The sequence below is a fragment of the Mycobacterium sp. ZZG genome (assembly GCF_054786995.1).
In genome coordinates this window covers 1-25,365 of the sequence record NZ_JBTBFV010000033.1, presented here as the reverse complement: position 1 = coordinate 25,365, position 25,365 = coordinate 1, and the positions used below count along the sequence as shown (strand labels likewise).

Annotated in this window: 21 protein-coding genes and 1 pseudogene; 7 read left to right on the top strand and 15 right to left on the bottom strand. The window is 69.5% G+C overall.

From position 1 onward, the window contains the following. Positions 1-13: 13 nt before the first annotated feature. Positions 14-1,522, bottom strand: coding sequence for an HNH endonuclease signature motif containing protein (locus ACXMYJ_RS18135; RefSeq protein ID WP_460358175.1), 1,509 nt, complete (start codon positions 1,520-1,522; stop codon positions 14-16). A 106-nt stretch (positions 1,523-1,628) separates the two neighbouring features. Between ACXMYJ_RS18135 and ACXMYJ_RS18130 the strand changes: the two genes are divergently transcribed. Together ACXMYJ_RS18130 and stf0 are read left to right on the top strand one after the other, a co-directional pair. After that, the gene (locus ACXMYJ_RS18130) at positions 1,629-3,017 is read left to right on the top strand and encodes a sulfatase family protein (protein WP_460358173.1); all 1,389 of its coding nucleotides are present in this window, start codon (positions 1,629-1,631) and stop codon (positions 3,015-3,017) included. 51 nt (positions 3,018-3,068) lie between these two features. Continuing rightward, complete coding sequence (stf0, locus tag ACXMYJ_RS18125; protein ID WP_460358170.1) at positions 3,069-3,872, top strand: trehalose 2-sulfotransferase; 804 nt, start codon at positions 3,069-3,071, stop codon at positions 3,870-3,872. A gap of 4 nt (positions 3,873-3,876) precedes the next feature. On the opposite strand, the gene ACXMYJ_RS18120 is transcribed toward stf0, so the two are convergent. Next, positions 3,877-4,641: a trans-aconitate 2-methyltransferase gene (locus ACXMYJ_RS18120; protein ID WP_460358167.1), complete on the bottom strand. Its 765-nt coding sequence runs from the start codon at positions 4,639-4,641 to the stop codon at positions 3,877-3,879. Between the two features lie 44 nt (positions 4,642-4,685). Here ACXMYJ_RS18120 and ACXMYJ_RS18115 point away from each other — a divergent pair, with 44 nt between their 5' ends. Then, positions 4,686-5,618, top strand: a complete 933-nt coding sequence (locus ACXMYJ_RS18115) for an amidohydrolase family protein (RefSeq protein ID WP_396884921.1) — start codon at positions 4,686-4,688, stop codon at positions 5,616-5,618. Continuing rightward, on the top strand, positions 5,615-6,811 hold the full coding sequence (locus ACXMYJ_RS18110) for an alpha/beta hydrolase family protein (protein ID WP_260756532.1): 1,197 nt from the start codon (positions 5,615-5,617) through the stop codon (positions 6,809-6,811). The genes ACXMYJ_RS18115 and ACXMYJ_RS18110 overlap by 4 nt, the downstream gene beginning before the upstream one ends. On the opposite strand, the gene eccE is transcribed toward ACXMYJ_RS18110, so the two are convergent. The 12 genes from eccE to ACXMYJ_RS18050 form a co-directional block, all read right to left on the bottom strand. Beyond that, a complete protein-coding gene (gene eccE / locus ACXMYJ_RS18105) occupies positions 6,798-7,682 on the bottom strand; it encodes a type VII secretion protein EccE (RefSeq protein ID WP_260756531.1) in 885 nt (294 codons plus the stop codon). The two genes, ACXMYJ_RS18110 and eccE, sit on opposite strands and share 14 nt — an antisense overlap. Further along, positions 7,679-9,034 carry a type VII secretion-associated serine protease mycosin gene (mycP, locus tag ACXMYJ_RS18100; RefSeq protein ID WP_313901368.1) on the bottom strand — a complete coding sequence of 452 codons (1,356 nt, stop codon included), beginning with the start codon at positions 9,032-9,034 and terminating at the stop codon, positions 7,679-7,681. Before mycP ends, eccE begins: the two co-directional genes overlap by 4 nt. Then, the gene (gene eccD / locus ACXMYJ_RS18095) at positions 9,034-10,494 is read right to left on the bottom strand and encodes a type VII secretion integral membrane protein EccD (protein ID WP_260756530.1); all 1,461 of its coding nucleotides are present in this window, start codon (positions 10,492-10,494) and stop codon (positions 9,034-9,036) included. The genes mycP and eccD overlap by 1 nt, the downstream gene beginning before the upstream one ends. Beyond that, positions 10,482-11,342 carry an ESX secretion-associated protein EspG gene (locus ACXMYJ_RS18090; protein WP_260756529.1) on the bottom strand — a complete coding sequence of 287 codons (861 nt, stop codon included), beginning with the start codon at positions 11,340-11,342 and terminating at the stop codon, positions 10,482-10,484. Before ACXMYJ_RS18090 ends, eccD begins: the two co-directional genes overlap by 13 nt. A 9-nt stretch (positions 11,343-11,351) precedes the next feature. Continuing rightward, complete coding sequence (locus tag ACXMYJ_RS18085; protein WP_260756528.1) at positions 11,352-11,639, bottom strand: WXG100 family type VII secretion target; 288 nt, start codon at positions 11,637-11,639, stop codon at positions 11,352-11,354. A gap of 36 nt (positions 11,640-11,675) precedes the next feature. Then, the gene (gene esxG / locus ACXMYJ_RS18080) at positions 11,676-11,969 is read right to left on the bottom strand and encodes a type VII secretion system protein EsxG (protein WP_260756527.1); all 294 of its coding nucleotides are present in this window, start codon (positions 11,967-11,969) and stop codon (positions 11,676-11,678) included. Continuing rightward, positions 11,966-13,552: a PPE family protein gene (locus ACXMYJ_RS18075; RefSeq protein ID WP_260756526.1), complete on the bottom strand. Its 1,587-nt coding sequence runs from the start codon at positions 13,550-13,552 to the stop codon at positions 11,966-11,968. The genes esxG and ACXMYJ_RS18075 overlap by 4 nt, the downstream gene beginning before the upstream one ends. 2 nt (positions 13,553-13,554) lie before the next feature. After that, the gene (locus ACXMYJ_RS18070) at positions 13,555-13,863 is read right to left on the bottom strand and encodes a PE family protein (RefSeq protein ID WP_443189005.1); all 309 of its coding nucleotides are present in this window, start codon (positions 13,861-13,863) and stop codon (positions 13,555-13,557) included. Beyond that, positions 13,863-17,849 (bottom strand): type VII secretion protein EccCa, encoded by a 3,987-nt coding sequence (gene eccCa, locus ACXMYJ_RS18065; protein ID WP_460358161.1) that lies wholly within the window; start codon positions 17,847-17,849, stop codon positions 13,863-13,865. The genes ACXMYJ_RS18070 and eccCa overlap by 1 nt, the downstream gene beginning before the upstream one ends. Then, a complete protein-coding gene (gene eccB, locus ACXMYJ_RS18060; protein ID WP_443189007.1) occupies positions 17,846-19,390 on the bottom strand; it encodes a type VII secretion protein EccB in 1,545 nt (514 codons plus the stop codon). The genes eccCa and eccB overlap by 4 nt, the downstream gene beginning before the upstream one ends. Beyond that, positions 19,387-21,234, bottom strand: coding sequence for a type VII secretion AAA-ATPase EccA (eccA, locus tag ACXMYJ_RS18055; protein ID WP_460358158.1), 1,848 nt, complete (start codon positions 21,232-21,234; stop codon positions 19,387-19,389). Before eccA ends, eccB begins: the two co-directional genes overlap by 4 nt. Before the next feature lie 166 nt (positions 21,235-21,400). Then, positions 21,401-22,315 carry an oxygenase MpaB family protein gene (locus tag ACXMYJ_RS18050; RefSeq protein ID WP_443189009.1) on the bottom strand — a complete coding sequence of 305 codons (915 nt, stop codon included), beginning with the start codon at positions 22,313-22,315 and terminating at the stop codon, positions 21,401-21,403. A gap of 85 nt (positions 22,316-22,400) precedes the next feature. On the opposite strand from ACXMYJ_RS18050, the gene ACXMYJ_RS18045 reads away from it, so the two are divergent. Next, complete coding sequence (locus tag ACXMYJ_RS18045; RefSeq protein ID WP_260756517.1) at positions 22,401-23,030, top strand: TetR/AcrR family transcriptional regulator; 630 nt, start codon at positions 22,401-22,403, stop codon at positions 23,028-23,030. Here the strand turns inward: ACXMYJ_RS18045 and ACXMYJ_RS18040 are convergent. Further along, complete coding sequence (locus ACXMYJ_RS18040) at positions 23,018-23,602, bottom strand: VOC family protein (RefSeq protein ID WP_443189010.1); 585 nt, start codon at positions 23,600-23,602, stop codon at positions 23,018-23,020. The two genes, ACXMYJ_RS18045 and ACXMYJ_RS18040, sit on opposite strands and share 13 nt — an antisense overlap. A gap of 119 nt (positions 23,603-23,721) precedes the next feature. Here ACXMYJ_RS18040 and ACXMYJ_RS18035 point away from each other — a divergent pair, with 119 nt between their 5' ends. Next, positions 23,722-24,360: a TetR/AcrR family transcriptional regulator gene (locus ACXMYJ_RS18035; RefSeq protein ID WP_260756514.1), complete on the top strand. Its 639-nt coding sequence runs from the start codon at positions 23,722-23,724 to the stop codon at positions 24,358-24,360. Next, positions 24,357-25,244 (top strand): annotated as a pseudogene (locus ACXMYJ_RS18030) (alpha/beta hydrolase family protein); the annotation flags it as partial. The gene ACXMYJ_RS18035 and the pseudogene ACXMYJ_RS18030, both read left to right, overlap by 4 nt. Between the last annotated feature and the right edge of the window lie 121 nt (positions 25,245-25,365).

The following is a 25,365-nucleotide window of genomic DNA, read 5'->3' as shown; positions in this document are numbered from 1 at the left end:
GCTAGCCCGCGGTTCAGCACGGCGGGCCCCCGTTCCGGGGTTCCAGCAGCGCCTCGTTCTCGCGGCGCTGCTCGGCGAGCCGCTGGGCTCGTGCCTGGACGCGGGCCTGGGTGCGCCGCGGCATGCCCAGACCGGAGAGCCGACCAGGGGTCGGCACCCGATCGGACGCGGCGACGGCGACCGGGGCGGTCGGCCGGCACAGCGCCGGGAACAGCACCCTGCTGCCCGGCCGGGTGGTCACCACCTGGCCGCCCGGCGACGTCCACACGACGGTGCCGTCCGGTGACTGGACATCGCGCCAGCCCCAAAAAGTCTCGAGCAAGTGGTGTTTTCGACACAGCGCTTTCAGATTCGACGCCTGTGTCGGGCCCACCGGATAGGGAATCGTATGGTCGAGATCGCAACGATCGGCAGGCACGTCGCAGCCCGGGAACCGGCACGTCAAGTCGCGGCAGCGAACGAAGTCGGCCAGCTTCGCCGACGGGACGTACCGCGACTCCGGTGGTGACTGTCCCGGATGGATCAGCCGCCGGATCGTCGCCGTCTTGGCCACCACGGCCGCCAGCAGCGGCGCCGGCAGCACCGCTCCCCCGAGGGTCATCCCCGGATTGGTCTTCGCCGGGCCCCATCCCTCGGGAGAAGCAAGCAAATCCCGGCCCGTTCGTTGCTCGGGCTCGGGCACGTGCTCGCCGTGGGCGGTGAACGGGGTGTCGTCGCTCAGGCTCTCTTCTTCGGCGATCACAAGTACCACCACCGCGCTCGGGGCACGCCCCGCGGCTGGGCAGTCATCGGTGCCGCACAGACACGTCAAGCGGTCCGCCTTGGCCGACATCGCCCCTATCGCCGCCGCTCGTCGCTGATCCCTATTTCTGGGGTCTCGGTTGCAGACGCTGCCGGCCAACTCGTCGAGCCGACGATCAAGAGCCTCTCCGTCATGCTCATGCAGGACCGCCTCGACGTAACACACTCCGGAACCGTTCTCGGCCGGTGTCGCATCGACATGGCACGACCTCGACGAGCCCTCCGCCCGCACCACAGCGGCAGGGTCGAATCGGTCGACCCAGTAGTCGATTTCGCTCTCCTGCTTGGCCTTCGACAGCGATCCCCACGCGGTGATTTGAGCAGCGATCTCCACATCGACCTTCGCCCTGGCGTCCGGGTCGGCGATCAGCCGGGTGCGTCTCACCGCAGCTCTGGCGAGCCGGTACGAGATCGCGCCGGTGGCAAACACTTCGGCCACCCGCGGCATCCGCTGCCGCAGCGACCATGCGTCGAGAAGCTCGTTGGAGGCCACGCCGGGCGAAACGTTCTGCGCCGCGGCCACCTCGGCCGACACCGCATCCCAGTTGTCCAGGCACCACTGCTCGCGCTCGGCGCTGCCCTTGTCGGCGAGCTTGGACTCCAGCACGTCCGCCATCGCGGACAGCCGGCGCGCCACCGCCGCGTTCTCCGCGCGCGCCCACGCGCCGATCGCCGCGGCACCACGCGACCGCAGCGCTTCGGCCGCCAGTTCTTCGAACATGCTTTCGATAGTAGTGGGCCTCAGGCCCACCCAGACGGCTAACTTATCCGGCTGTGGATAGATTCGGGTTTGGGGATAACGCGCCCTAGCGTCGGAAAGGACCTCCGTGACCACACCGCACCGAGACAACGTCTTGCTCGTGCACTGGCATGACCTCGGCCGCCATCTCGGGGCCTACGGGCACACCGACGTCCGTAGCCCACGACTCGACCGACTGGCCAAAGAGGGCATCCTGTTCACCGCCGCCCACGCGACCGCCCCGCTGTGCAGCCCGTCCCGGGGGTCGCTGTTCACCGGCCGCTACCCACAGTCCAACGGGCTGGTCGGGCTCGCGCATCACGGCTGGGAGTACCGCGCGGGAGTCCGCACCCTGCCGCACATTCTCGGTGAGAATGGTTGGTATACAGCTCTTTTCGGAATGCAGCACGAGACGTCGTTCCCGGACCGGCTCGGCTTCGAGGAGTTCGATGTGTCCAACTCGTACTGCGAGTACGTCGTCGAGCAGGCCACCCGCTGGCTCACCGACCCGCCGGACAAGCCGTTCCTGCTCAGCGCCGGGTTCTTCGAGACGCACCGGCCCTACCCCCACGACCGCTACCAGCCGGCCGACCCGCACGCGGTCTCCCTGCCCGAATACCTCCCCGACACCGCCGACGTCCGCCAGGATCTCGCGGACTTCTACGGATCGATTTCCGTCGCCGACGCCGCCGTCGGCCAGCTGCTGGCCACGCTGGAAGCCACCGGCCTGGACCGCAGCACCTGGGTGGTCTTCGTCACCGACCACGGGCCGGCGCTGCCCCGTGCCAAGTCCACGCTCTACGACGCGGGCACCGGCGTCGCACTGATCGTCCGGCCGCCCCGGAACGCCGACGTCACACCTCGGGTCTACGAGGAACTGTTCAGCGGTGTCGACCTGGTCCCGACCCTGCTCGAGCTGCTCGGCCTCGACGTTCCGCCGGACGTCGAAGGACTCTCGCACGCAATGCAATTGACGGCTCCCGACGAGCAGCCGGTCCGAACTGCGGTCTACACGATGAAGACCTACCACGACTCGTTCGACCCGATCCGGGCCGTCCGCACCAAGGAGTACAGCTACATCGAGAACTACGCGCCGCGACCGCTTCTCGACCTGCCGTGGGACATCGCCGACAGCGCGCCGGGGCGTGAAGTCGGGCCGCGGGTCCGAACCCCGCGTCCTGAACGTGAGCTCTACGACCTGACCAACGATCCCACCGAGCAACACAATTTGCTGGGCGCAGAGGTCAGCGATACCGCCGACGCCGTGAGCACCGAGTTGGCACTTCTGCTCGACACCTGGCGACAGCAGGTCAAGGACGTCATTCCGTCGGACTTCGTGGGCACCCGTATCGCCGACCGCTACACCCAGACGTATGCGCGAGTTCAGGGGATCCAAATCCCAAGCCGCTCAGCGAATGCCGCTGAGTGCGGCATCGACCACGCTCGCAGCTCCACGCAAGAGTTCGACTCACGCTGATCGCAAATACCAGGGCTGCCGCGCTCCCGGTTTCCGGTTAAGCTCTCGCGCATGTCAGCCAGTTCGACGGCGTATCTCGTGCTCGCGTCTCAGCGCAGCGGCAGCACGTTGCTGGTCGAATCCCTGCGCGCCACCGGCGTCGCCGGCGAGCCCGGCGAGTTCTTCCAGTACCTCCCGACGACGAGTCAGTCACCCCAGCCGCGGCAGTGGTTCGAAGGCGTCGAGGACGAGTCGATCCTGCGTCTGCTGGATCCCACCGACGAAGGCAAGCCCGACCTGGCGCCACCGGAGATCTGGCGGGACTACATCCGCACCGTCGGGCGTACGCCGAACGGGGTGTGGGGCGGCAAGCTGATGTGGAACCAGACCCCGCTTCTGCTCCAGCGGGCCGCGGGTCTGCCGGACCGCTCCGGCACCGGACTGCTGTCGGCGATCCGTGACGTCGTCGGTAGCGACCCAGTGCTGATTCACGTTCACCGCCCCGACGTTGTGTCCCAGGCGGTTTCGTTCTGGCGCGCGGTGCAGACGCGGGTCTGGCGCGGACGGCCCGACCCCAACCGCGACGCGCGCGCCGAATACCACGCCGGCGCCATCGCGCACGTCGTCAGGATGCTGCGCGAGCAGGAGGCAGGGTGGCGTAACTGGTTCGCCGAGGAGAACGTCGAGCCGATGGAGGTGCCGTATCCGGTGCTGTGGCGCAACCTGACCCAGGTCGTCGCCGAGGTGCTGGAGAAGCTCGGTCAGGACCCGCGTCTGGCCCCGCCGCCCGCACTGGAACGGCAGGCCGATCAACGCTCTGACGAATGGGTCGACCGGTACCGCGCCGACGCGGAGAGGGAAGGGCTGCCGATCTGACCGGTCACTTCACCTGGGCGACGACGAATACCCGGCGGAACGGAAAGAACGTGATTCCGTCGGCGCGTTTCGGGTAGTGCGCGTCGAGTACCGGACTCAACTCGGCGCGGTACCGCTGCCAGGCGCCCTCGGTCAGCCGTTCCCGTACCTGGGTTAGCGCGGTACCGGTGATCCAGTCCAACACCGGTGTTTCACCGCGCAATTCGTGTACATAGGTGGTCTCCCAGGCATCCACGGCACAACCGGCGTCGGTGAGCAGACCGGCGTACTCGGCCGGGGTTCCCACCACGTCCGCGTCCCGCCACGGCATGTCGGCCAACGCCTCGGCGAACGGGTCGCGACGGGCCACCTCCCGGATCGCGGCGTGCGACGGGGCCTCGAAGTTGCCCGGCACCTGGAACGCGATCCACGACCCGGGTTCCAGCTGCCCGGCCCAGCGCACCAGCAGATCGCGGTGTCCGGGCACCCACTGCAGCGCGGCGTTGGCGATCACCACGTCGGTGCCGGGTTCGGGCGCCCAGTCCGCGATATCACCCAGACGCGCGTCTACCCCACGTTCGCACGCCGCGGCCACCATCTCCGCAGAAGTGTCCCAGCCCGCCACCTGCGCGTCCGGCCAGCGCATGGGCAGCACCCCGGTCAGATTGCCCGGGCCGCAGCCCAGGTCCACCACCCGGCGCGGGGCGTCGGCCCCGACCCGGGCCAGCAGATCGAAGAACGGCCGCCCGCGGTGGTCGGCGAAACTCAGGTAGACGTCGGGGTCCCACATACCCGCCGATTCTGCTCCCCCACGGCGGTGTCATCATCGACTCGATGGATGAACCCGAATCGGTCCGGCGGATATGGCAGGCTCTCGGCCTCCCCGGCATCGTGGATGTGCACACGCACTTCATGCCGAAGAACGTGATGGACAAGGTCTGGCAGTACTTCGACGACGCGGGTCCGCTGATCGGCAGGCCGTGGCCGATCACCTACCGCAGCGACGAGAACGACCGGTTACGCACCCTGCGCTCGTTCGGCGTGCTGGCCTTCACGTCGCTGGTCTATCCGCACAAACCCGAGATGGCGGCGTGGCTGAACCAGTGGGCGGCCGGCTTCGCCGCGGACACCCCGGACTGCCTGCACACCGCGACGTTCTTCCCCGAACCGGGCGCCGCCCGGTACGTCACCGCCGCGCTCGACTCCGGCGCCCGCGTGTTCAAGGCGCATGTCCAGGTCGGCGGCTACGACCCGGCGGACCCTCTGCTCGACGCCGTCTGGGGCGTGATCGAGGACGCCGGCGTCCCGGTGGTCATCCACTGCGGATCGGGCCCGGCCCCCGGCCAGCACACCGGGCCCGCTCCGATTCGGGCCGTCCTCGACAGGCATCCCCGGCTGCGGCTGATCATCGCCCACATGGGTGGCCCGGAATATCGCGAGTTCCTGGATCTCTGCAACGAATTCGAGCAGCTGCACCTGGACACGACGATGGCGTTCACCGGCTTCATGGAGGAGAAGATGCCGTTCCCGGACGCCGAGTACGGCCGGCTCCGCGACATGGGGCACCGCATTCTGTTCGGCAGCGACTTCCCCAACATCCCGTACGGCTACGCACATGCACTGTCCGCACTCACCGAGTTGCCCGGGGTGGACGATTCCTGGCTGCGTAACGTGTTCCACGACAACGGGGTTCGGTTGTTCGGCCCAACTGGGCCCGACACCGGGGCTACCATCGGGCCGCAACCGGTGAGAAAGGCGGCGCCGTGACCGAATCGCAGGCTCCCGTGGAGGCGCCGCTCATCCCGGTTCCCGACGTCCCCGGCGCCGACGCCACCGCCCGCGGTCTGCCGCGCCGGGTCGACCTGACGTGGCAGCAACGCCTGATCGTGGATTCGTCCGCGATCGCCGACCTGGCGCTGCGCACGTCGATCGCGTCGCTGCTCAGCGCCACGATGGTGCCGTCGGTGGCCGGCGCCCTGCGCAGATCGGACACAAGGGCCGAGCGTGAGCATCTGCGCTTCTACGCCGAGCTCGCCGCCGCCCAGGATCCGCAGACCTCGTTCCCGGCGCCGCAGTCGCCGCCCCGGGTGTCGTCGCGGCCCGCCAATCCGGTCGCGGAATGGGTCGCGCGCGGCAACGTCCGCAACATCCGCTTCCAGAGCAGCTTCCAGGCCGTCAACCCCGCACTGCGCGACCAGTGCGCGGGATTCGTCCGCAACAACGTCGTCCACGCTCAGCACTGGCGCCACGACGACGGCCCGCGCCCGACGCTGTGTCTGATCCACGGATTCATGGGATCGGCATACCTGTTCAACGGGTTGTTCTTCTCGCTGCCCTGGTTCTACCGCAGCGGTTACGACGTGATGCTGTACACGCTGCCGTTCCACGGCCGGCGCGCCGAGAAGTACTCACCGTTCAGCGGGCACGGCTACTTCGCGCACGGCATGGCGGGCTTCGCCGAGGCGATGGCGCAGGCGGTGCACGACTTCCGTTCGGTGATCGACTATCTCGAGTTCACCGGCGTGGACCGGATCGCGCTGACCGGGATGTCGCTGGGCGGATACACCTCGGCGCTGATCGCCAGCGTCGACGACCGCGTCCAGGCCGTCATCCCGAACGTCCCGGTCGTCACCCCGGACCGCACCGTGGACGAGTGGTTCCCCGCGAACAAGGTGGTGGCGCTGCGGGACTGGATCGCCCGCACCGACACCGAGCTCGTCGACGCGGCCACCATGTACTCGTCGCCGCTGAACTACCGGCCGCTGGTCCCGAAGGACCGGCGGCTGATCATCGCCGGCCTCGGCGACCGGCTGGCGCCACCCGAGCAGGCCGAGATGCTGTGGCGGCACTGGGATCAGTGCGCCTTCCACTGGTTCCCGGGCAACCACGTGCTCCATGTCAGCCAACCCGACTACCTGCGCCGGATGACCCGCTTCCTCGGCGGGTTCATGTTCGACTGAGCACCGGCGGCACCGGGCGGGTGGGACCGGGCAACCGCTGATCCGAAGCCGGTGCCAGCGCCGCCAACGCCGCGGCGTGCCGGCCATGTTGCGGGCTCAGCCCCGGCAGCGGCGCCCGGGCTCCCGGTCGTTGAGCGGTGCGCACGGCACAGGCCGCCGCGAACTCGGGTCGCGTTCTGTCCCCGGTGAATTCCACAGCGGTCCAGAGCTCGACCGCGTCGAGGTCCCGGACCGCCGAGAGCATGTCGTCGAGTGGTTCGTCGGAGACGAGCGCGTATGCGGCGAGGTAGCCCCGGCCGTCCTCGACACTGCGCCACCGCTCCTTGGCTTCATCCTGGAGCGGGACCGCCGCGGTATCGTCGACCGACACCTCCCACCCGGTCTCACGCAGGTGGTCGGCGAGCCGACGAGCCGCCAATTCTGCGGTGTCGCGCAACGGGATAGCAGCCGACCGGGCCGACAGCGCCGCGATGTTACCGGCCGCGCCGAGGGTGAGTCCGACCCAGGTGATCCGGGTTCCGTCCGCCTCCCGGCTTGTCACGCGGACCTTGTCGAACCTGATGCCGTAGCGGTCCAGGTAGCCGGCCACCAATGTCAATGCAGGCTCGGCGGTGTCCGATGGTTCAAGCCGTAGCACGACGGTGACGTACTCGTCGGACCTGGAGTCGTCGCGGATCCGTCCGCCCCGCAGCAGGATCGCCAACCGCCGGCCGACGATGGTCGTCACATACCGGCCGCGCCAGCGGGCGAACAAGACGATGACCGCAACCACGGCCACACCGAGCAGCCATCGGTGTGGAACGGTCTGCCACGGGTAGGCCATCACGGCCGGTACGACGAGCAACGCGGCCAGGGTGAGCCGGACGGTCATGACGACGTTTCCTTCCTTCTCGCGCTTGATACCGCTACGGCGAGCACCACGAGCGCCAGCACCCCGGCCCCGGTGAACGCGACCGCGCGCGGGACGGGATCATGCGGCGGCGGTGGCGGCGGTGCGGCGATCGGCTTGACCGCCGCGGGGTCGATGTCGTTGGTGTCGGGCACATTCCAGGTCAGCGCTGCCACGGGGTCGACCCGGCCGGCGCCGACGAGGTTCGACGGGGATCGGGCCGCCGACTGCGCCGTACCGGTCAGACGCTCGATCACCTGCCGTGCCGGCAGCTCCGGAAACCTGCTGCGCACCAACGCCGCGACGCCGGCCACGTATGCCGTCGCATAGCCGGTACCGCGAACGGGGTCGATCCGGTCCTGTTCTGCGGGCAGGCCGTTGGCCAGGCCGCCGGTGTCGTCGTTGCTCACGGACGTGATGTTCTCCCCCGGTGCGGCGATGCCGACCCAGGGCCCGGCCATCGTGAACGACGACGGCCGCCCGTCGGATCCGAGCGAACCGACCGACAGCACATACTCGTGCCACCACGCCGGTATCGACACGGCCGAAACCCCGGACCAGTTGCGCGGATCCGCCGGCAGCGCCGGATCGGAGGGCGGATTGGATTCGCATGCGGGACCGTTGTCGCCGGCGGCAGCGACGATCACCACATCCTTGTCGACTGCGGCGTACCGCAGTGCCGCGCCCAGCCCGTCCTGATCGAAGTTCTTGCCGACCGGCACACAGGTCACCGCGGAGATGCTGATCACCCGGGCGCCCTGGTCTGCGGCGCGCACAATCGCAGCCGCCATCGCCTGAGTGTCGAGTGCCGCGCGGGTGAGGGCCGGGTCCTCACCGCCATCACGGGGCGCGTACCGCGGCGATGCCACGCGGATCGACAGGATGCGTGCGTCCGGTGCGACACCCGAGAAGCCATCTGCGCCAGGCTGTCCGGCGATCAGTCCAGCGACGAGCGTGCCGTGCCCGTCGCAGTCGGTCAGGCCGTCCCCGGAGGCGACATAGTCACCGCCGGCCTCGACGTCGGGCAGCCGGGGTCCGGGCCTGACCCCGGTGTCGAGCACCGCGACGGTCTGCCCCTCGCCCCTGCTGTGGGTCCAGGCCTGGGACAGATTCAGCGCGGACGCATTCACGTCAGAGGCAAAGGGCTCGGTCCCCGGGATAGCGGTGCTCGTCACACACGGATTGCGTTGCGCCAGTGCCCCGATCGGGCCCGCGCTGCCGTTGGGGGTGGGGGTGGCGGGGTCGACCTGAGGCGGCGGAATGGCACCGGCCGGCGCTGCACCGACCGCCAGCATCGTGACCGTCACCGCCAGCGCGGCACTCGCACGCCGCATCAGAATCCGTTCAGCGCCCAGGCGAAAAGCCCGACGAGATAGGCCATCACCGGGATCACCGACGCGTCCACGGCGGCGGCGGCGAAGCCGAGCAGTCGGCGCATCGGCAGGGAGTAGGTCTCCGGTTCGGCGATACGCGGGTTCAACGCCGCCACCACCCACGCCGCGACGACGACGGCGAACGCGCCCGCAGCCCACCACGCCGCATCGTATCGGCCGGCCGCCGCGAAGACGGCGGACAGCACGGCCGAGATCAGGAACGGCTGAGCGAGCAGCCACGCCTTGCAGGAGGACGAATCCCACACGCGGGCACGCAGCACCGCACCGAGCGCGGTCGCGCCGACCAGGAACCATGCCCACGGCGACGTGCTGCCTTGGCCGGCGACGCCGGGCCACACGACGAACACCGAACCGGCCACACCGAGCAGCACACCGGCGGCGATGAACCCGGTCTGGTGCGCGTCGCTCGCACGGATGCGGCGCGGCAGGTCCTCGAGCACCCGGCGCGACGGCGCCGACGGTGCGGGGTCGCCCGGTGCGGGGATCACCGGCACGGGCAGCCGGGCGCAGATGGCCGACAACTGCGCCGCCTGCACCGTGACGATCAGCGCGACCACGATCAGGATGCAGCCGATGTGGACCGGCGTCAGGGTCCAGATCGCAGCCGCCGCGGAGACCAGCAGCACGCCGAGCGCGGACGCCGCCGCGGCGGTGAACAACGCGATGGCCCGCTCACCGACCGTGATGCTGATGATCGACCACGCCGCCACCCCGGCTGCGCCGAGCACGATATTCGAGGCGCCGAATTCGCCGGGCACTGCCAGTGTGAAGGCCGCGGCCACCGAGGGCAGCGCCGCAGCGGCAAGCGCGGCGGCCAACCGCGGCGAGTTGGCCCGGGCCACCAGCGCGCCCAGCACGGCGCCGACTGCGACCGCGCTGACCGCGAACAGGCCGATCATCGAATCGGTGAACACCCGGTGGGCGACGGCGAGGGCGGTGGCCGCCAGGGTCAGGGCGATCACCGCCGCGGTGGCGCCGCGCCGGATGTGCCCTTGTCCCCAGGGCTTCTCACGGGACGCCGAGAAGATCATCGCCGCGTCGGCGATGTCCTCGACGATGCGAGGCGCCGGCGGACCTGCTGGAATCGGCTGCAGCGCAAGCAGATCGCCGTCGACGACACCGACCGTGTTCAAGGTCGCGTCCAGGCTGAAGGGCGCACCGCCGATCGGTGCGAGGCTGAGTCGGCCTGCCGTGCCGTCGTCGTCGCTCGGCGTCACGATGCGCTGCACCGCCGGAACGATCTCGCGCAGCGGGAGATCTGCGGGCAGCGCGATCTCGGTGATGCGTCCGCCGCGGTCCGCGGCGTCCTCGTCGCCCACCGCGGCGGTGAGGACCGCGACGCGGACGATCGGCATCACGGCGCCGGCCGGGCCGAGGGTGTTGGTGTCTAGCGGTGGCATATCTCTTCTCTCTGGCTTCTGCTGTCGAAGTCTCTGGTGACGGACTGGTCGGGGAACCAGGGTCCGTCCGGGAGCGCAGCGGTCAGCCGCTCCACGGCGGCGGCCACGGCCACCGGCTCCCCGGGTGTGAACGTCGAGATCCACTCCCCGTCACGGGCTTTGGTCGGACTGACCAGCACTCGGCCCACCGCGGTGTCGACAACGCTGACACCGACGTCGGTGCTGACGCGGTGCCCGTCGCGATGCTGACCGGCCACGATCTCGACGTAGGTCCGGGCCTGTTCGAACGCGGCCACCACAACAGGGCGCGCGGACGGGGGGACACCGAGGTAGTCGAGCAGGTCCCGCGCCGTGGCACCCCTGCGGATCTGGTCGTCGGCCTTGGCCCCGACCCGGGCGGGCAGCGAGAACTCTGTGAACCGCGCGGGCGCGCGCCCCGACAGGCCGACGGTCAGCACCGGAACCAATGCCTGTGGATGGTCGATCTGCATCTCGGTCAGGGTGATCAGCCCGCCGCTGCGCAGCGCCACGACCGTGCGCATGGCGTCGCGGGCGATGATGCCGCGCAGCATCGCGCCGCGCTCCCCGACGAATCGGAGCTCCAACCACTGCGTGGGCCGGCACACCACCCGGATCCACCGCGCCACCGCGGGATCGATCACCCGGTCGGCAGTCATGACGCTCAGCCGGGCCAGCCGCTCGAACTGTTCCCGCTCGAACTGTGCCCGCTGTGAGTGGTCGCTGTAGGGCGGCGTGATCGCCAGCACCCACGGGAACGTTCCCGCCCCGAGGATGTCTGCGAGAAACCAGGCCGCGTCGGCGTTCAGCTCGACGGCATTAGCGTGCACGGCTACCGGTCAGCCCCACTTGGCGCCTTCGGCCTGATCGCGTGCGGCCATCGACGTTGTGTTCATCTCGTGGGTACTGGCCATCGCGCGGTAGGCCCGGACCAATTCCTCCAGGGCGCCGTTCCACTGCGCCTGCCAGGCCTGGTAGGTCATACCGGTATCGCCCTGCCAGGCGCTCTGCAGCGCGGTCTGCTCGCTGGCGATGTCAGCACCGACCGCGTGCAAGGCGCCGGCGTAGCTGTTCATCTCGCCGGCGTGCGCGAGCATCGCCGGGTAGTTGTACATGATCTGTGACATCGAGGTCTCTTTCCGCTGAGGTGTCGGTCGGCCGGGTCAGATGGCGGTGTAATTGCTTGCGGCGGCGGCATCTTCGGCCACGTAGGAGGCCGCTGCATCACCGATGTTGGCCTGCGCGAGGTCCAGAAGGGCGTTGATCTTGGCCGAGGCCTCCACGAAACGGGCGTGCGCGGCCTGAAACGCCGCCGACGACTCGCCCATGTGAAAGGCCTGGGCAGACTGCGCCGCCTGTTCGGCCTGGGCAATCGTGCTGCGCATCAGCGCGGCCTTGGCACCGAACGCCGCCTCGGAGGCGACCAGTTGCGGGATGTGAGCGTCCAGCATGCTCATTGAGAGTCCTTTCCATTGGATCCATCGTGGTGGTTGCGGTGCTCGTCGGGTTCGGTGTTCGGGTCCCACGTGCCCGGGAGCATCGGCGCTTTCGGGCCGCCGCCGAACGCGTCGCCGGCCAGCGTGGTCAGGCCGCCGGCCTGTTCACCGTCCTTTGACACGGTGCCGGCGAAACCCATCGGCCCTGCGCCGCGCTCGGTCGCCGCGATGCGGGGTTCCTGTCGTGCCGGCGGCTCGTCGTCGGGCTCAGGCTCATAGTCGGCGAACGCGTCGGCATAAGCGCGGCCGGTGATCTCGTCCTTCTGTCTGCGCCGGCGCTTGCGACGCTCGGCCGCCGAGGCGGCGATGCCCGAGGCCGCCGCCGGGATACCCGACGACGGGGCTTTGGCACTGCTGGAATCGCGCACTGTCGGCGAGAACCCCGAACCTGGGTCGCGGCCGGCCACCGCGTAGGGCACAAACGGCGCGGCCGCGGCGGCGGGAGCGCCCGGTGCCGGTGCCGTCCCCGTCGCCACCGTGCCCGCCGTCGCCGCAACGCCGCTCGGTGCCGGCGGAGCCGAGATGGCGACCGCGGGATTCGGCTGGTCGGCGCGGCTGGGAGCCGGCGCAGACGATGCGGCGGGTTCCTCGGCGGGTACTTCCGCGGCGGGCGCCGGAAGCCTTTCCAAGAGGTAGGCACCCACGCCGAGCACGATCGCCAGCGTGGTCGCCACCAGCGGCAGAAGAATCAGCGACGGGTACAGGATCGACGCGCCGACCCATGAGACCGCCTGGTAGGCCACGGCAGCCAGAAACGGGCCCCAGGTGATCAGAGCCTGCGCCGGGTTGGTGAGGAAGTCGGTGATGAGCCTGATCGTGTTGCCCAGGGGGTCGCTCAGGAAGTCGAAGATCGGCTCGAAAAGGAACCTCAGCACTTCGCCGTAGGCGCGGATGAGGTCGGCGATGATGTTGGACAGGTCGAGCGCCGACCCGGCCTCGGCGGCCTGCAGCTGGGCCCCCATCTGCGTCATGTCCGCCATCGCCCTGCCCGCCTCCCCGACGCCGGGTGCCAGCACGAACGGCGCGGGTGTGGCGGTCGGCGCGGCGGCCAGCGCGGCACTCGACACCGCCTGGTAGGTCGCCATGGTGGTGGCCGCCTGGATCCACATCCGGACGTAGTCAGCCTCGTTCAGTGCGATCGGAATGGTGTTGATGCCAAGGAAGTTGGTGGCCACCAGCACGGCGTGAGTGGTGTGGTTGAGTGCCAGCTCGGGCAGGGTGGGCATGGTGGCCAACGCGGTCGAGTACGCGGCCGCCGCGGTCTCGTGCTGCACCGCCGAGGCCGCGCCGGCCGCGCTCTGCTGGGCCAGCCATGCCAGGTACGGCGTGTGCGCGGCGACGTATTGTTCCGAGCTCGGGCCCTCCCACGCCCCGGCCTGTACGCCGGCCAGAATCATGCTGAGTTCCGCTGCAGCCGAGGCATATTCGGTGCTCAATGACTGCCACGCCGCCGCCGCGGCGAGCATCGACCCCGGCCCCGGGCCGCTGCTGAGCAGCGCCGAGTGCACTTCGGGCGGCAGTGCCATCCAGACCGGCGAAGTCATGCTCAGCCTCGGGCGATCAGGTAGGACGATGCGGCCATCGCGTCACCGCCGGCGTAGCTGGCGGCCGACTCGCCGACGCCGATGCCGGACCGCCCGAGTTCATCGACGCCCTGGGCCGCCACGGTCTGGTGTTCGGCGGCGTTGGCGCTGAACCCGGTGGCGGTCTGCAGGGACACCGCGTCGGCTGCCGGCGGCAACACCGCGGTGACCAGCGGCGCGGCGGCGGCGTGCGCCGCGACCATCCGGGCGGTCAGTGCCTCCACCGCCGCGGCGGCCGCCGTCAGGCCTTCGGGGACTACGCGCAGGGTCATCAGCTGTATTCCTTTCCGCTGTGGCCGGATCGGGCGGCCGTGTCCTCGGCGAGGGGGTTGACGAGCTGGACGAACGTCGGGCTGTCTGCATCATCGAGCAGCATCGCCCGCCCGGCCGGGAGCCGGGCGAACCGGTGGCCACGGATCTTGCCGCTGTCCTGGGGGTTGCCGGACAGCAGCAGCGTGGTGGCCTGCAGATCGTTGAGGCGCCGCAGTAACGGCGCGGTCATCACCGCGTGCGCCGAGCCGGCCGCGCGGGCGGTGACGATCACGCGCAGGCCCAGGTCGGCGGCCTGGGCCAGCAGTCCGATCAGCGGCGTCCAGGGACGGTGCCCCGCGAACGGGCCGCTGACGGCGGGACCGTCCGGGATCTGGTCGACGTCGTCGATGATCAGGTAGTGCAGGTGGTTGCCCGCACCGTTATCCGCCGCCCGCAAGTCCCAGCGACTCAGCTCCTGCGGGTTCAGACCTGCTGGTGGACGCCGCTTTTCGAGTAGCGCCGACAGTCCGAGCATGGCAGGGGTGATCCGGTCGATGTTGGGCGTGTACTCGTTGTCCGGGAAGAGCGGTTCGTCGACCAGCTGCAGCCGCCGGTCGATCACGGTGAACGCGACCTGGTCGGGGTGGGAGTTCTCCCGCACCGTGCGGATCAGGTGCCGCAGAAGGGTGGTCTTGCCGGTCTTGGCGTCGCCGAACACCATCATCAGCGGGTTGTCGCCGAAGTCGACGGTGACTGCGGCCAGGTCCTCTTCGCGCTGGCCGACCACCACCCGCTCGGCTGCCGGGTACAGCGTCGGGAACGCGGCCGGCGAGAGGTCGGTGGGCAGCAGCCGTACCGGCGGCGCGCTCTGGTCCGGGTAGCGGGCGTTGAGCGCGGGAATGGACTCCAGCGCCGGGTCGGCGAACAGGAAGTGCTCGGCGGCCATGGTGAGGCCACGCCCGGGCTGATCGGCGGGCACGCTCTCGGCGGGCCGGCGCAACGCTGCGTCCTTGGCCGCCACACGCACGTTGCTGTCGCGCGCGTCGTGCAGCCGCAGCTCCAGCCGCAGCCCGAGGCCGTCGCGCATCGCCAGCGGCACCTCGAGCCAGTTCGGAGTGGTGAGCACGACGTGGATGCCGTAGGACAGACCGGTGTTGACGAGCTCGGTCACCTTCGCCAGCAACGGGTTCCGTGCGTTGAACGTGTCGGTGTTGTCGCGGCTGAACGCGTACAGGTTGTCGATCAGCAGGAAGACCTCACCGTACCCGTCGCGATATCCGCCGTTGCCCGTGGTCGCGCCGTGTCGCTGACGGAGCCGCAGCAGCTGCTCGAGCTCGCCGAACGTGCGGCGGATCCGCTCGGGCTCCAGCGGGGAGGCCACGCTTCCGACGTGGGCCAGGTTCTCCAGCGCGCGCAGCTGGCCGCCTCCGTAGTCCAGGCAGTAGAAGGACACCTCGCCGGGGGCGTGCAGCGCCGCGGCCGACAGCACGAAAGTCTGCAGCGCGCTGGACTTCCCGGACTTCGGGCCGCCGTGGATCACCATGTTGGCCGCCGCCGACGTGGCGTCGAAGACGAGCGGGTCGCGGCGCATCTCGAATGGGCGGTCGATCTCGCCGAGCGGCCAGCGCCACTGCCGCGCACTGACACCGGAGCGCTCCAGCACGTCGCGCAGCGCGATCGGCTCGTCCAGCGGGGGCAGCCACAGCTGGGGTGCGCGGGGCCCGTACTGCGCGAGCTGTTCGCCGATCGTGGTGATCAGCTTCCTTGGGGGCAGCACCTCGACGTCTGCGCCGTCTTCGACGATGACCGTGTCGGGTTCGGGATCGACCCATCCCGCGCTGAAAAGCTGGGGTTTGGGGATCGCGTGCACCACGACGGACCTGTCGACCCGCGGCGGTTCATAGATGCCGTCGACGTAGGTGCTGCGGAACTTGATCGGCAGTGCGCCCGGTGCAGGCACCAGGAAGCCCTCGCCTTTGTGTTCGCGGCCGGACTCGATGTGATACGCGTCCTCGACACCGATGATCTGCCGGGACACGCTCGGGCTGGCCACCTTCAGACCGATGCGGTACGAGGTGTTCTTGTCGATGTCCTTGATCCGCCCCACGTCGAGCGTCTGCGACGCGAACAGCAGATGAATGCGGAACGAGCGGCCCTTGCGGGCCACGTAATCGAACAACTCGGCGTACTCGGGGTGTTCGGCCAGCATGAGAGTGAACTCGTCGGCGACCACGAACAGCGTGGGCAGCGGCGGCAGGTCATGGCCTTCTGCGATCGCGTTCTCGTACTCGGTGACCGAGTTGAACGCGCTGCCCTGGATCCGGCGGCCGCTCTCCTTGAGCAGCTGTTCGCGCCGGGCCACCTCACCGCGCAGCGTGTCGGCGAATCGATCTGCCAGCGAGCGCTTTTCGGCCATATTGGAGATGACGGCCACGACCTGCGGGAAGTTACGGAAGATGTCCGCACCGGCCTCACCCTTGAAGTCGGCGTAGATCACGATCAGCCGGTCAGCCGGGTGAGTCGTCAACAACGACAGCAGGATCGCCATCAGGGTCTGTGACTTGCCCGACCCGGTCATGCCGATCATCAGGCCGTGCGGGCCCATCCCGCCTTCGGCCTCGTCCTTGAGGTCGAAGATCAGCGGTTCTCCCGTCGCGGTCACCCCGATGGGTACCCGCAGTTCGTCGTCCCGGTTGCGGGGCGCCCACAGTGCCGCGACGTCGAGCGCCGACGCATCCGGAATGCCGAGCAGCGTCGTGAACGCCGCGCCCCCGGTGCTCGCGGACCGGCCGTGGTGCGGGTTGGAGTCCCAGCGGGCCAGCCGTCGCGCGACGTGCCGGGCGTCCTCGGCTGCCATCCGGTCAGCGGTGTCGACGTAGGGCGCCCAGCTTCCGTTCTGCCAGCGCGAGATCCGTCCTGCGGCGACGCGCAGGACGGGCCGCTCCGGATCGGAATACTGGTCGCGGTCGGGGTCCCGGTCGGTGCGGTGGATCACCGTCACGCCGGCCAGCCCCCGGCCGATGAACTGGTCGGGGTCGGCGTCGGGGTCGTCGAGCACGACGAGCAGGTGTTTGGCGTCGGCCGGGCCGTCCCCGGTGAACGGTCCCCGTTCGGCCAACGCCGGGGCCAGCAGCGCGCGCAGCGCGGCGGCGTCGGTGGCCAGATAGCGGGCCGTGCCGACACCGTCGACCTGTCCCGGGATATCGGTGTGCGGCAACCACTTCAGCCATGACCACGAGTCGGACTCCAGCCGCGCACCCGCGAAGGCGACGCCGAGCACCGACGGGTCGTGCCAGGTCACGGCCTGGGTGAGCCAGGCCCGCACCGCGCCGACGACCGCGGCGTCGTCCCCGGTCACGGTGATCCGTGCGACCCTGGTCAGGTCGAGGCCCGTGGGCGCGTCGTGGACGGTGCGCTGGGTGTCGAGAAGGCTTCGTAACGTGCTGTGCGACACCGGTTCCAGGTCGATCTCATCGGCTGTGTCCTTGACCCGCAGCGTGGTGGCCAGCGGCTGGTCGTGCAGTCCGGCGCGCAGCACCAGGAAGTCGGGGTCGTGCGGATCGCGTTCCCACTGCCGGCGGGTTCCCGGGACAGCCACCAGTGCAGCCGGTTCCGGATGCGACCACTGTAGCGCCGCGCGCTGTCCGTCGGCATGCGCGCGTACGTTGTCCCGCACCACCGACAAGTAGCGCAGGTAGTCGGCGCGTTCGGCGTCGACCTCCTCGGTGCGCATCTTGTTGTCGGTCCCCCGGTACAGCGCGGTCGCGGCGAGCAGCAGCACGAACGGGAAGAACAGCATGGTCGGCGATATCATCCGCAGCCCCGTGGCCACGAGCGCGACGATCATGCCGACGATCAGGATCACGATCAGGTACGGCAGCGCCCGCCGCAGCAGCGACGGCGGGACCACCCGCGGCAGCTCCGGGGGCGGCTCGATGGTGATGGTACCTTTCGGGACCGCCGGCGCCGGCACCCGCTTGCGGTGCTCGAAGATCAGCCTGCTCATGGTTTCTCCAACGCAGAGGTGGTCTCCAACCGGGCCGGTGCCGGGTTGGGGGCCAGCGAATCGTGGGCCAGCAGCGCGTCGGTGCGCGACAGCGTCGGGCCGGCGGCGAACTGGGACAGCACCGACGACGGGATGGGCAGCGGCGCGGTGGTCAGCCCTAGCGCGGCCACGGTGTCGATTTCCCCTTCCGCGGCGCCGCCGCCCGTGTCGATGCCGTAACGCACCCCGGTGTCGCTGATCCAGAACAGCGCGCCGCCGCTGTCGACGAAGTAGCCGGTGCCGGGCGCAAGCGCGACCCGGTCGGCGGGACCGCCGGGGGTTCCGGAGCTGACCAATTCCACGGTGCGCACCCCGTCGGCGACCGGCAGCACCGCTCCGGACAGCAGTGTCAGGGAACTCTCCTGTGCGCCTTCCGGTTTGGACCACGCCGCACAGATCACCGGGTCAACGGTCGCGTCGACGAGCGTGATCCGCTGCGTGGGATAGGCCCCGGTGTCGATGCCGGTGGCCTCCGGGATCCTGGCGACGACGTCTGCGTCGAGCCGCGGCGGCTGTGCGAGACCGTAGGAGTTCGCATTGCGCAGGATCGCGGCCACCACCGGCGAAACCGGCTGCAGACCGTCGGCGAGAACCACATGGTGGCGGATCGCGTTGTCGGTGTCGTAGGACACGACGACCGCGCCGACCGGAAGCGGTTCGGGCAGCGGGGCGGCCGACGGCAGTCCGGCTCCCGGGATCGCCGGGACGGTCAGCTGCGGCGCCTCCGGGATCGCGTTGAACAGCCCCGTTGCGATCGGTTGCGGCGCAGCGACATCCACGCCGATGCCGAGGCCGCCGGTGACGGCGCGGTCGGCGAGGTCGATCGGGCTGCGCCTGCCGTCCCACAACAGCCAGGTGCGGCCGCCGTTCTCGACGAGCGCCGCGTGCCCGGCAGGCAACGCGGCGGCACGCTCGCCGCCCTCGGCGGGGCGGCCGGCGATCACGGTGACACCGGTGACCGTGCCGGCGACCGCGTCGCAGACCGTCCAGTACGCGTCGCGGGTGGTGTTGGCAACCATGCGCTCCGGCGCCCCCGGGATGCCGATCATGTTCCCGCGCGGGAAGCGGTCGAGCTCGCTGCTCTTGACCATGGCCGGGTTGTCGGGACGACCGGTGATCAGGCGGGCCGAGGTCAGGTTCAGCACCGGGTGCAGCTGCTCGCCGAGCCGGACGTACAGCGCCGCGGTGTCGCGGTCGGCCAGCACCGCGTCGGTGCCCGCCGCCCCCGACGGACGGATCAGAGAGAACAGGAAGCAGCCGATCAGTCCGGTGACCAGGATCAGCGCGCCCACGAGCACGGAGCGGGACTGGGTGCGCAGCGGGTCGACCAGCATCCTGGTGTCGTGCAGTGCTACCCCGGATGCGATGCGGCGCATGACGAAACGCCAGCCGGTGACCTGGTGACGGGTCACGAAGCCGCGCCGGTAGGCGACGCGGTCGGGATTCTCGTTGTCGGGGGTGCGGGAGGCGAACGAGCGGCGCTCCTCCTCGGGCGTACTCACCGCTGCTCCGAAAGCTCTTGCGGCATGGACAGACCGAGCCCGCGCAGCAGCGGGCCGGCCGAGTTTGACATATCGGTGGCGGTGATCGTCATCAGCTCGTCGTCGGTGAAGTCGTCGTGGTCGGAATGATCGAGCCGGTACTCACGCTCCTCCTCGGAACGCTCGACGAGGTTACGCACGAAGCGGCCGTTGCCGGCGATGTCGAGGCTGCGTCGGTTCACCCCGTTGGCGTCCGGCGTGGTGGCCTGCGCCAGGTACTCGAACAGACGCTCCATGTCCCTGCGGGCCGCGTCCTCGAAGCGCGAATCACGCTTCTCGGCCATGCGTGTGGCGATTTCGACGAGCTCCTTTCCTGAATAGGACGGGAAGTCGATGCTTCGGGTGAACCGTGACCGCAGACCCTCGTTGGTGTCGAGAAACGTGTCGAGGTCCTTGCGGTAGCCGGCGACGATGACGACCAGCCGGTCGCGGTCGTTCTCCATCCGGGCCAGCAGCGTGTCGATGGCCACCAGGCCGAAGTCGTTCTTGGCTCCGGTGGAGACCAGCGCATAGGCCTCATCGAGGAACAGCACGCCGTCCAGTGCGCTGTCGATGATCGCGTTGGTCTTGGCCTCGGTTTCACCGATGTGCTGACCGATGAGGTCGGCGCGGTGCACCTCGCGCACGGTCTCCTTCTTCAACAGGCCCAGACCGCAGTAGATCTTGGCGACCACGCGGGCGATCGTGGTCTTACCGGTTCCGGGCGGGCCCGCGAACACCAGGTGGTTGGTGCGCTGGGCGACGGCCAGGCCGCGCTCCTGGCGGCGGATCGCCATGGCGACCGAGCTTTTCAGGCGGGCCACCTGATACTTGACCTCGTCGAGACCGATGAACTCGGCGAGCTCGGCCTCGGCCTCGACGAGCAGGTGAGCCTTGCGGTCCTTCGCGCCTGGGTCGACGAAGTCCGCCTCGCCGGGTTCGGTGTCCGGGTCCCACGGGTTGCTGCGCGCCTCGATGCGCGCCGCCGTCGTGGTCGGGATCCCGAAACTGTTGTCGGACAACGCCTCTTCGATCTCTGCGTTCTCCGGATTGGCGGCGTAGAGCTCCTGCAGCAGCTCGTGGGCGTCCTCGTCCTCACCCTGGGCGCGCAGCGCCAGCGCCTTGACCAGCGCGCCGTCCACGGCCGCGACGGCCACGGGCCCTTCGGGCCGCTCCAGGTGGGACAGCGCGGGGGCGAACATGCCCAGCCGGGCCAGCGCGGTGCCGAGTGCGACGCGGACCGCGTGTGCGGGCGTCTCGTCGAGGGACTGATCGGCCACCAGCGGGGTCAGCATGCGCACCACGTCGGACCAGCGCGCGGTCCGGTAGTGCAACACCGCGCGCACCCACCGCGCCTCCAGCCAGCCCGGCCGGCGTTCCAGCAGGCCGGCGATCAGCTCGTCGGCTTCTTCGTAGCGGGTCGCGTCGCACAGCCGCACCGCGTAGGCCAGCGCGAAGTCGTCGCGGGTGCATGCGAGGAACCGGAGGTACAGGCCGGTGTCGTAGTGGAAGCCAAGCGCGCCGGGAGCCAGCTGGGTCTCCCGCTGCAGCACCCCGAAGGTCGCCGAAGTTTGCCACACCGCCTCGATGACATGCGGTGCGTCGTCGCCGGCGGCGGCCAGCCCGACCCACGCGTCGCACTGGTCGTGCGCGATGCGCGTCAGCGCCGCGAAACCGCTCCGGGCGGCGGCCGGATCGGCCGGTCGCCGGCGGTCGTGCACGGACAACCCCAGCGCGCGGCAGCAGGTCGCGAACCGGCTGACGATCTCTTGATCGACGCGCAGGCTGCCGGCCGGAACCGCGATCGTGTCACTTCCGAATTCCATGAACTGTGTTCGCGGTGCCGGACCCTGGTGCTGTCAGGATCGCGCTCCCCCGCATCTCCTTGCGACGACTTCGGTATGGCTAAGCTAACTTTCGCTGAAGTTAGCATTGCATGGCCTAAGTGTCGAGATGCACGGGGCGGCCCGGTTGAGTGAACCGGGTCACCGGTCAGACGAGCGGCCGCCCGGTGCGCATGCGCCAGTCCAGGTCTTTGAGCAGGACGTTGAACGGGAACTGCCGCACGACGCGGGGCGAGACGCGGTTGACCGCCGCCAGCGCGGCCATCAGCCGTTCGAACCTGCGCTGCCGCTGCGGGTCCCACGGCAGCCCCATCTCGTCGCGGAACCGCTGCGGCAGGAAGCCCGTCGTGATCAGCAGCGCCACCTTGTCCGCTTGCCGTTGGAGCGGGCCGGGCAACGTCAGGCCGGGCAGCCGGGACGCCGCGATCGGATACAGGAACTCCCGCACGGTGTCGTCGATGTGCACCTCGTCGAGCGACTTCTGCCAGTAGCGGTCGAACGCGGCCCGGTCTGCGGGCCACATGTCCTGCGGAACCTGCAGCATCGTCCCCAACGCGCGGCCCTGCAGGTAGAGCCGGTCGGCCGTCTCGTCGTCCATCTCGCCTTCGAACAGCCGGTACACGTCGACCACGCCCTTGTAGAGGCAGGCGCCGACCCACAACTGCAGGTCCTTGTCGAAGGCGTGGTACTTCACCGGACTCTCGTCGGTGGAGAACACCTGCGCGTGCGCGCGGTTGACCGCGCGCCGGAACGCCGCCTGCTGTTCGGGCGTGCCGTTGGTCGCCACCGCGAGGTAGGTGAACGTGGTGCGGGCCCGCTTGATCGGATGCCGGTCGATCCGGCCGCTCTCCACCCGGCTCTCCGCCACGCCGTAGCCGACGCCCGGACGGGCGAGCTGCATGATCACGTTCGCCGGTCCGGCCAGCAGCCCCAGCCCGAGCATGCCGTCGTCGGCACCGGCCTTCCTGCGGACGCGACGGCGCCGGGGCGACCGCGACGCGGTATCGCTCACCGGACGTTCGACAAGCGGTACCGGCGCACTGATCGTCTCGTCCAACGTCACGGCGAACACTCCTCTCGGCGGTGGCGGCGCAAATCTGCGAACGCCTGTTTCCTGATATTGGTACCCCGGCACGGGAAGTGTCAATATGGGTGCCATGGCCCAGGTCCGTCCGTACCGCGGGGTGCAGGCCGCGCAGCGGGTCGCCGAGCGCCGCCGTCGATTCCTGGAGGCCGGGCTGGATCTTCTCGGTGGGCGGGACGCGCCCCCGGACCTCACGGTGCGGGCGATCTGCGCGCAGGCCGGCCTGGCGGCGCGCTACTTCTACGAGAGCTTCACCGACAAGGACGTCTTCGTCGGCGCCGTCTTCGACTGGGTGATCGCACAGATCGCCACCACCACCCAGGCCGTGGTCGCGGCCGCGCCGGCGCGCGAGCAGAGCCGCCAGGGCATGGCCAACATCGTGCGCACCATCTCCGACGACGCCCGGGTCGGCCGCTTGCTGTTCAGTGTGCGGCTGGACAACCCGGTGGTGGTGCGCAAGCGGGCGGAGTCCGGCGCGTTGTTCGCGCTGCTGTCAGGTCGGCACGCGGGCACCGCGCTGCAGCTGGAACAGAATGAGCGGATCAGGGCGGCGGGGCATTTCGTCGTCGGCGGCGTGGTCCAGACATTGAGCGCCTGGCTGGCCGGCGACCTCGACTTCACCCCGGCCGAGCTGGCCGACCAGCTCGGCGCGCTGATCGACCAGCTCGGCAATCCGGCGCTCTACCGCGACTGACCGGCGACCGGCACCCGCCGGTCGGCGGCGGTCTTGGGCACCGTGGTGGTGTCGGACTCGCCGAATTCCTTGGTCCAGCAGGCGAACTCGAGTGTGATTCCATCCGGGTCCAGGAAATAGAAGGACCGCACGTACACCCCGGGGTGCACGGTCGCCGACACCTGGACCGCGCTCTCGTCATGGTTGAGAACCGGGCCGACCCGCACCCCCTTGTCCTTCAGTCGCTGCCGGTACTCGTCGAACTTCTCGGCGGGAACGTGGAAGGCCAAGTGGTTCATGGTGCTCACAGCGCTCACGATGTCGCCGATACCCGGGATGGCCTCGGGAGAGGAGATGCCCGGCACCCGGTCGGGCGCGTCGGCGAACCAGAAGAACGCGACGCAGTCGCCGTTGCCGGCGTCGAAGAAGAAATGCTGCCCCATACCGCCGGGCAGGTCGAGCGACTTCACCAGGGGCATACCGAGCACACCGCTGTAGAAGTCGACGGTCTTCTGCATGTCAGAGCAGACCAGGGCCACATGGTTGATGCCGCCGAGCTCGAACTCGGAGTTGGTGTTGCTGGGCTTGATCACGATCCCGCCTTCCTTCGACCCCTGTGACCTGCCGGAATGCGATTTCGGCGCGCGGAATCGAAACTGAATCTAACATCAGATTCAGTTTCAGAGCAATGACCGCAAGGAGCCGTGCACGAGTGAGTGTCAGTCCCCGTGAGGAGCTTCCGACGGTTCGCGGGCGTCAGACGCAGGCCGCGATCGACGCCGCGGCGCGGTCGGTGATCGCCCGCAAGGGCATCCTGGCCACCACCATCGCCGACATCGCCGGCGAGGCGGGGAAGTCGACCGCGTCGTTCTACAACTATTACGACTCCAAGGAGGCGATGGTCCGCGAATGGGCGGTGCGCTTCCGTGACGAGGCCCGCACCCGGTCACTGGCCGCCGCGCAGCCGGGTCTGAGCAACTGGGAGCGGTCCTACCAGGCCGCCGCCGCCCACTGGAGCACCTACCGCAACCGGCTGGCCGAGATCATCGCGGTCAGCCAGATGGCGATGATCAGCGACGATTTCGCCGAGTACTGGACCGAGATCTGCGAACTGCCGATCGCGCTGATCACCTCGCTGGTCCGACGCGCCCAGCGCGACGGCTTCTGCGAGGACAACGACGCCCGCCTGGTCGCGGTGGCGCTGGTGTCGATGCTCAACCAGTTCTGCTACACCCAACTCTCGGGTGTGAATCCCGACGGCCCCGGCGCCGTCGACGACCAGTCCTGCATCAAGACCCTCGCCGACATCTTCTACCGGACCATCTACTACCCGGAGGCCCGCCCGTCATGAGCCGCACAGCCACCCAGACACCCGGCGTCACAAGGGAATTCGTCGGCCTGGACTCGCCCACCGCCCGACGTGCCGGCTCCGGCGGACATCCGTGCCAGGGCCTGTACCACCGCGGTATGGGCCGTAAGCCCAAAGTGGCGATGATCGCCACGCATTACCAGATCGACTTCGCCGAGCACTATCTCGCCGACTACATGGCCACCCGCGGGATCGGCTTTCTGGGCTGGAACACCCGCTTCCGCGGCTTCGAATCCAGCTTCCTGCTCGACCACGCGCTCGTCGACATCGGGGTGGGCGTGCGCTGGCTGCGCGAGGTGCAGGGCATCGAAACCGTGATACTGCTCGGCAATTCGGGAGGCGGATCGCTGATGGCCGCCTATCAGGCCAACGCCGTCGACCAGCACGTCACCCCGCTGGAAGGGATGCGGCCCGCCGCCGGACTCGACGACCTGCCCCCGGCCGACGGTTACGTCGCCAGCGCGGCCCATCCCGGCCGCCCCGACGTGCTCACCGCATGGATGGATGCCTCCGTCGTCGACGAGAACGACGCAGTGGCAACCGATCCCGACCTGGACCTGTTCAACGAACGCAACGGACCCCCGTTCAGCGAGGAGTTCGTCACCCGGTACCGGGACGCCCAGGTCGCCCGTAACGAAGCCATCACCGATTGGGCCGAGGCCGAACTGACCCGCGTCCGTGCAGCCGGTTTCTCCGACCGGCCGTTCACCGTCATGCGCACCTGGGCCGACCCGCGCATGGTCGACCCCACACTGGAACCCACGAAGCGGCCCGCCAACATGTGCTATGCCGGTGTGCCTGCCAAGGCCAACCGGTCCACGCACGGCATCGCCGCGGCCTGCACCCTGCGCAACTGGCTAAGCCTCGATCCACTGATGAATTGGGGTAGGTGTGCCTCGCTGGGCTGTTGAGGGCTGGTCCTGGTCGCGGGCAGGGGGTATCTGCTGGTCTGTCCAGCTGTTCCTGTGCGCTCCGGTCGGGCCTTTC

Excerpts from the sequence above, each read along its gene's own strand:
- stf0 (WP_460358170.1), top strand. The coding sequence starts at position 3,069 with ATGTCAGCCAGTTCGACGGCGTATCTCGTGCTCGCGTCTCAGCGCAGC.
- ACXMYJ_RS18115 (WP_396884921.1), top strand. The coding sequence starts at position 4,686 with ATGGATGAACCCGAATCGGTCCGGCGGATATGGCAGGCTCTCGGCCTC.
- ACXMYJ_RS18070 (WP_443189005.1), bottom strand. The coding sequence starts at position 13,863 with ATGACCCTGCGCGTAGTCCCCGAAGGCCTGACGGCGGCCGCCGCGGCG.
- eccE (WP_260756531.1), bottom strand. The coding sequence starts at position 7,682 with ATGACCGTCCGGCTCACCCTGGCCGCGTTGCTCGTCGTACCGGCCGTG.
- eccCa (WP_460358161.1), bottom strand. The coding sequence starts at position 17,849 with ATGAGCAGGCTGATCTTCGAGCACCGCAAGCGGGTGCCGGCGCCGGCG.
- eccD (WP_260756530.1), bottom strand. The coding sequence starts at position 10,494 with ATGCCACCGCTAGACACCAACACCCTCGGCCCGGCCGGCGCCGTGATG.
- mycP (WP_313901368.1), bottom strand. The coding sequence starts at position 9,034 with ATGCGGCGTGCGAGTGCCGCGCTGGCGGTGACGGTCACGATGCTGGCG.
- ACXMYJ_RS18045 (WP_260756517.1), top strand. The coding sequence starts at position 22,401 with ATGGGTGCCATGGCCCAGGTCCGTCCGTACCGCGGGGTGCAGGCCGCG.
- ACXMYJ_RS18120 (WP_460358167.1), bottom strand. The coding sequence starts at position 4,641 with ATGTGGGACCCCGACGTCTACCTGAGTTTCGCCGACCACCGCGGGCGG.
- ACXMYJ_RS18085 (WP_260756528.1), bottom strand. The coding sequence starts at position 11,639 with ATGTCACAGATCATGTACAACTACCCGGCGATGCTCGCGCACGCCGGC.
- eccA (WP_460358158.1), bottom strand. The coding sequence starts at position 21,234 with ATGGAATTCGGAAGTGACACGATCGCGGTTCCGGCCGGCAGCCTGCGC.
- ACXMYJ_RS18075 (WP_260756526.1), bottom strand. The coding sequence starts at position 13,552 with ATGACTTCGCCGGTCTGGATGGCACTGCCGCCCGAAGTGCACTCGGCG.
- ACXMYJ_RS18135 (WP_460358175.1), bottom strand. The coding sequence starts at position 1,522 with ATGTTCGAAGAACTGGCGGCCGAAGCGCTGCGGTCGCGTGGTGCCGCG.
- esxG (WP_260756527.1), bottom strand. The coding sequence starts at position 11,969 with ATGAGCATGCTGGACGCTCACATCCCGCAACTGGTCGCCTCCGAGGCG.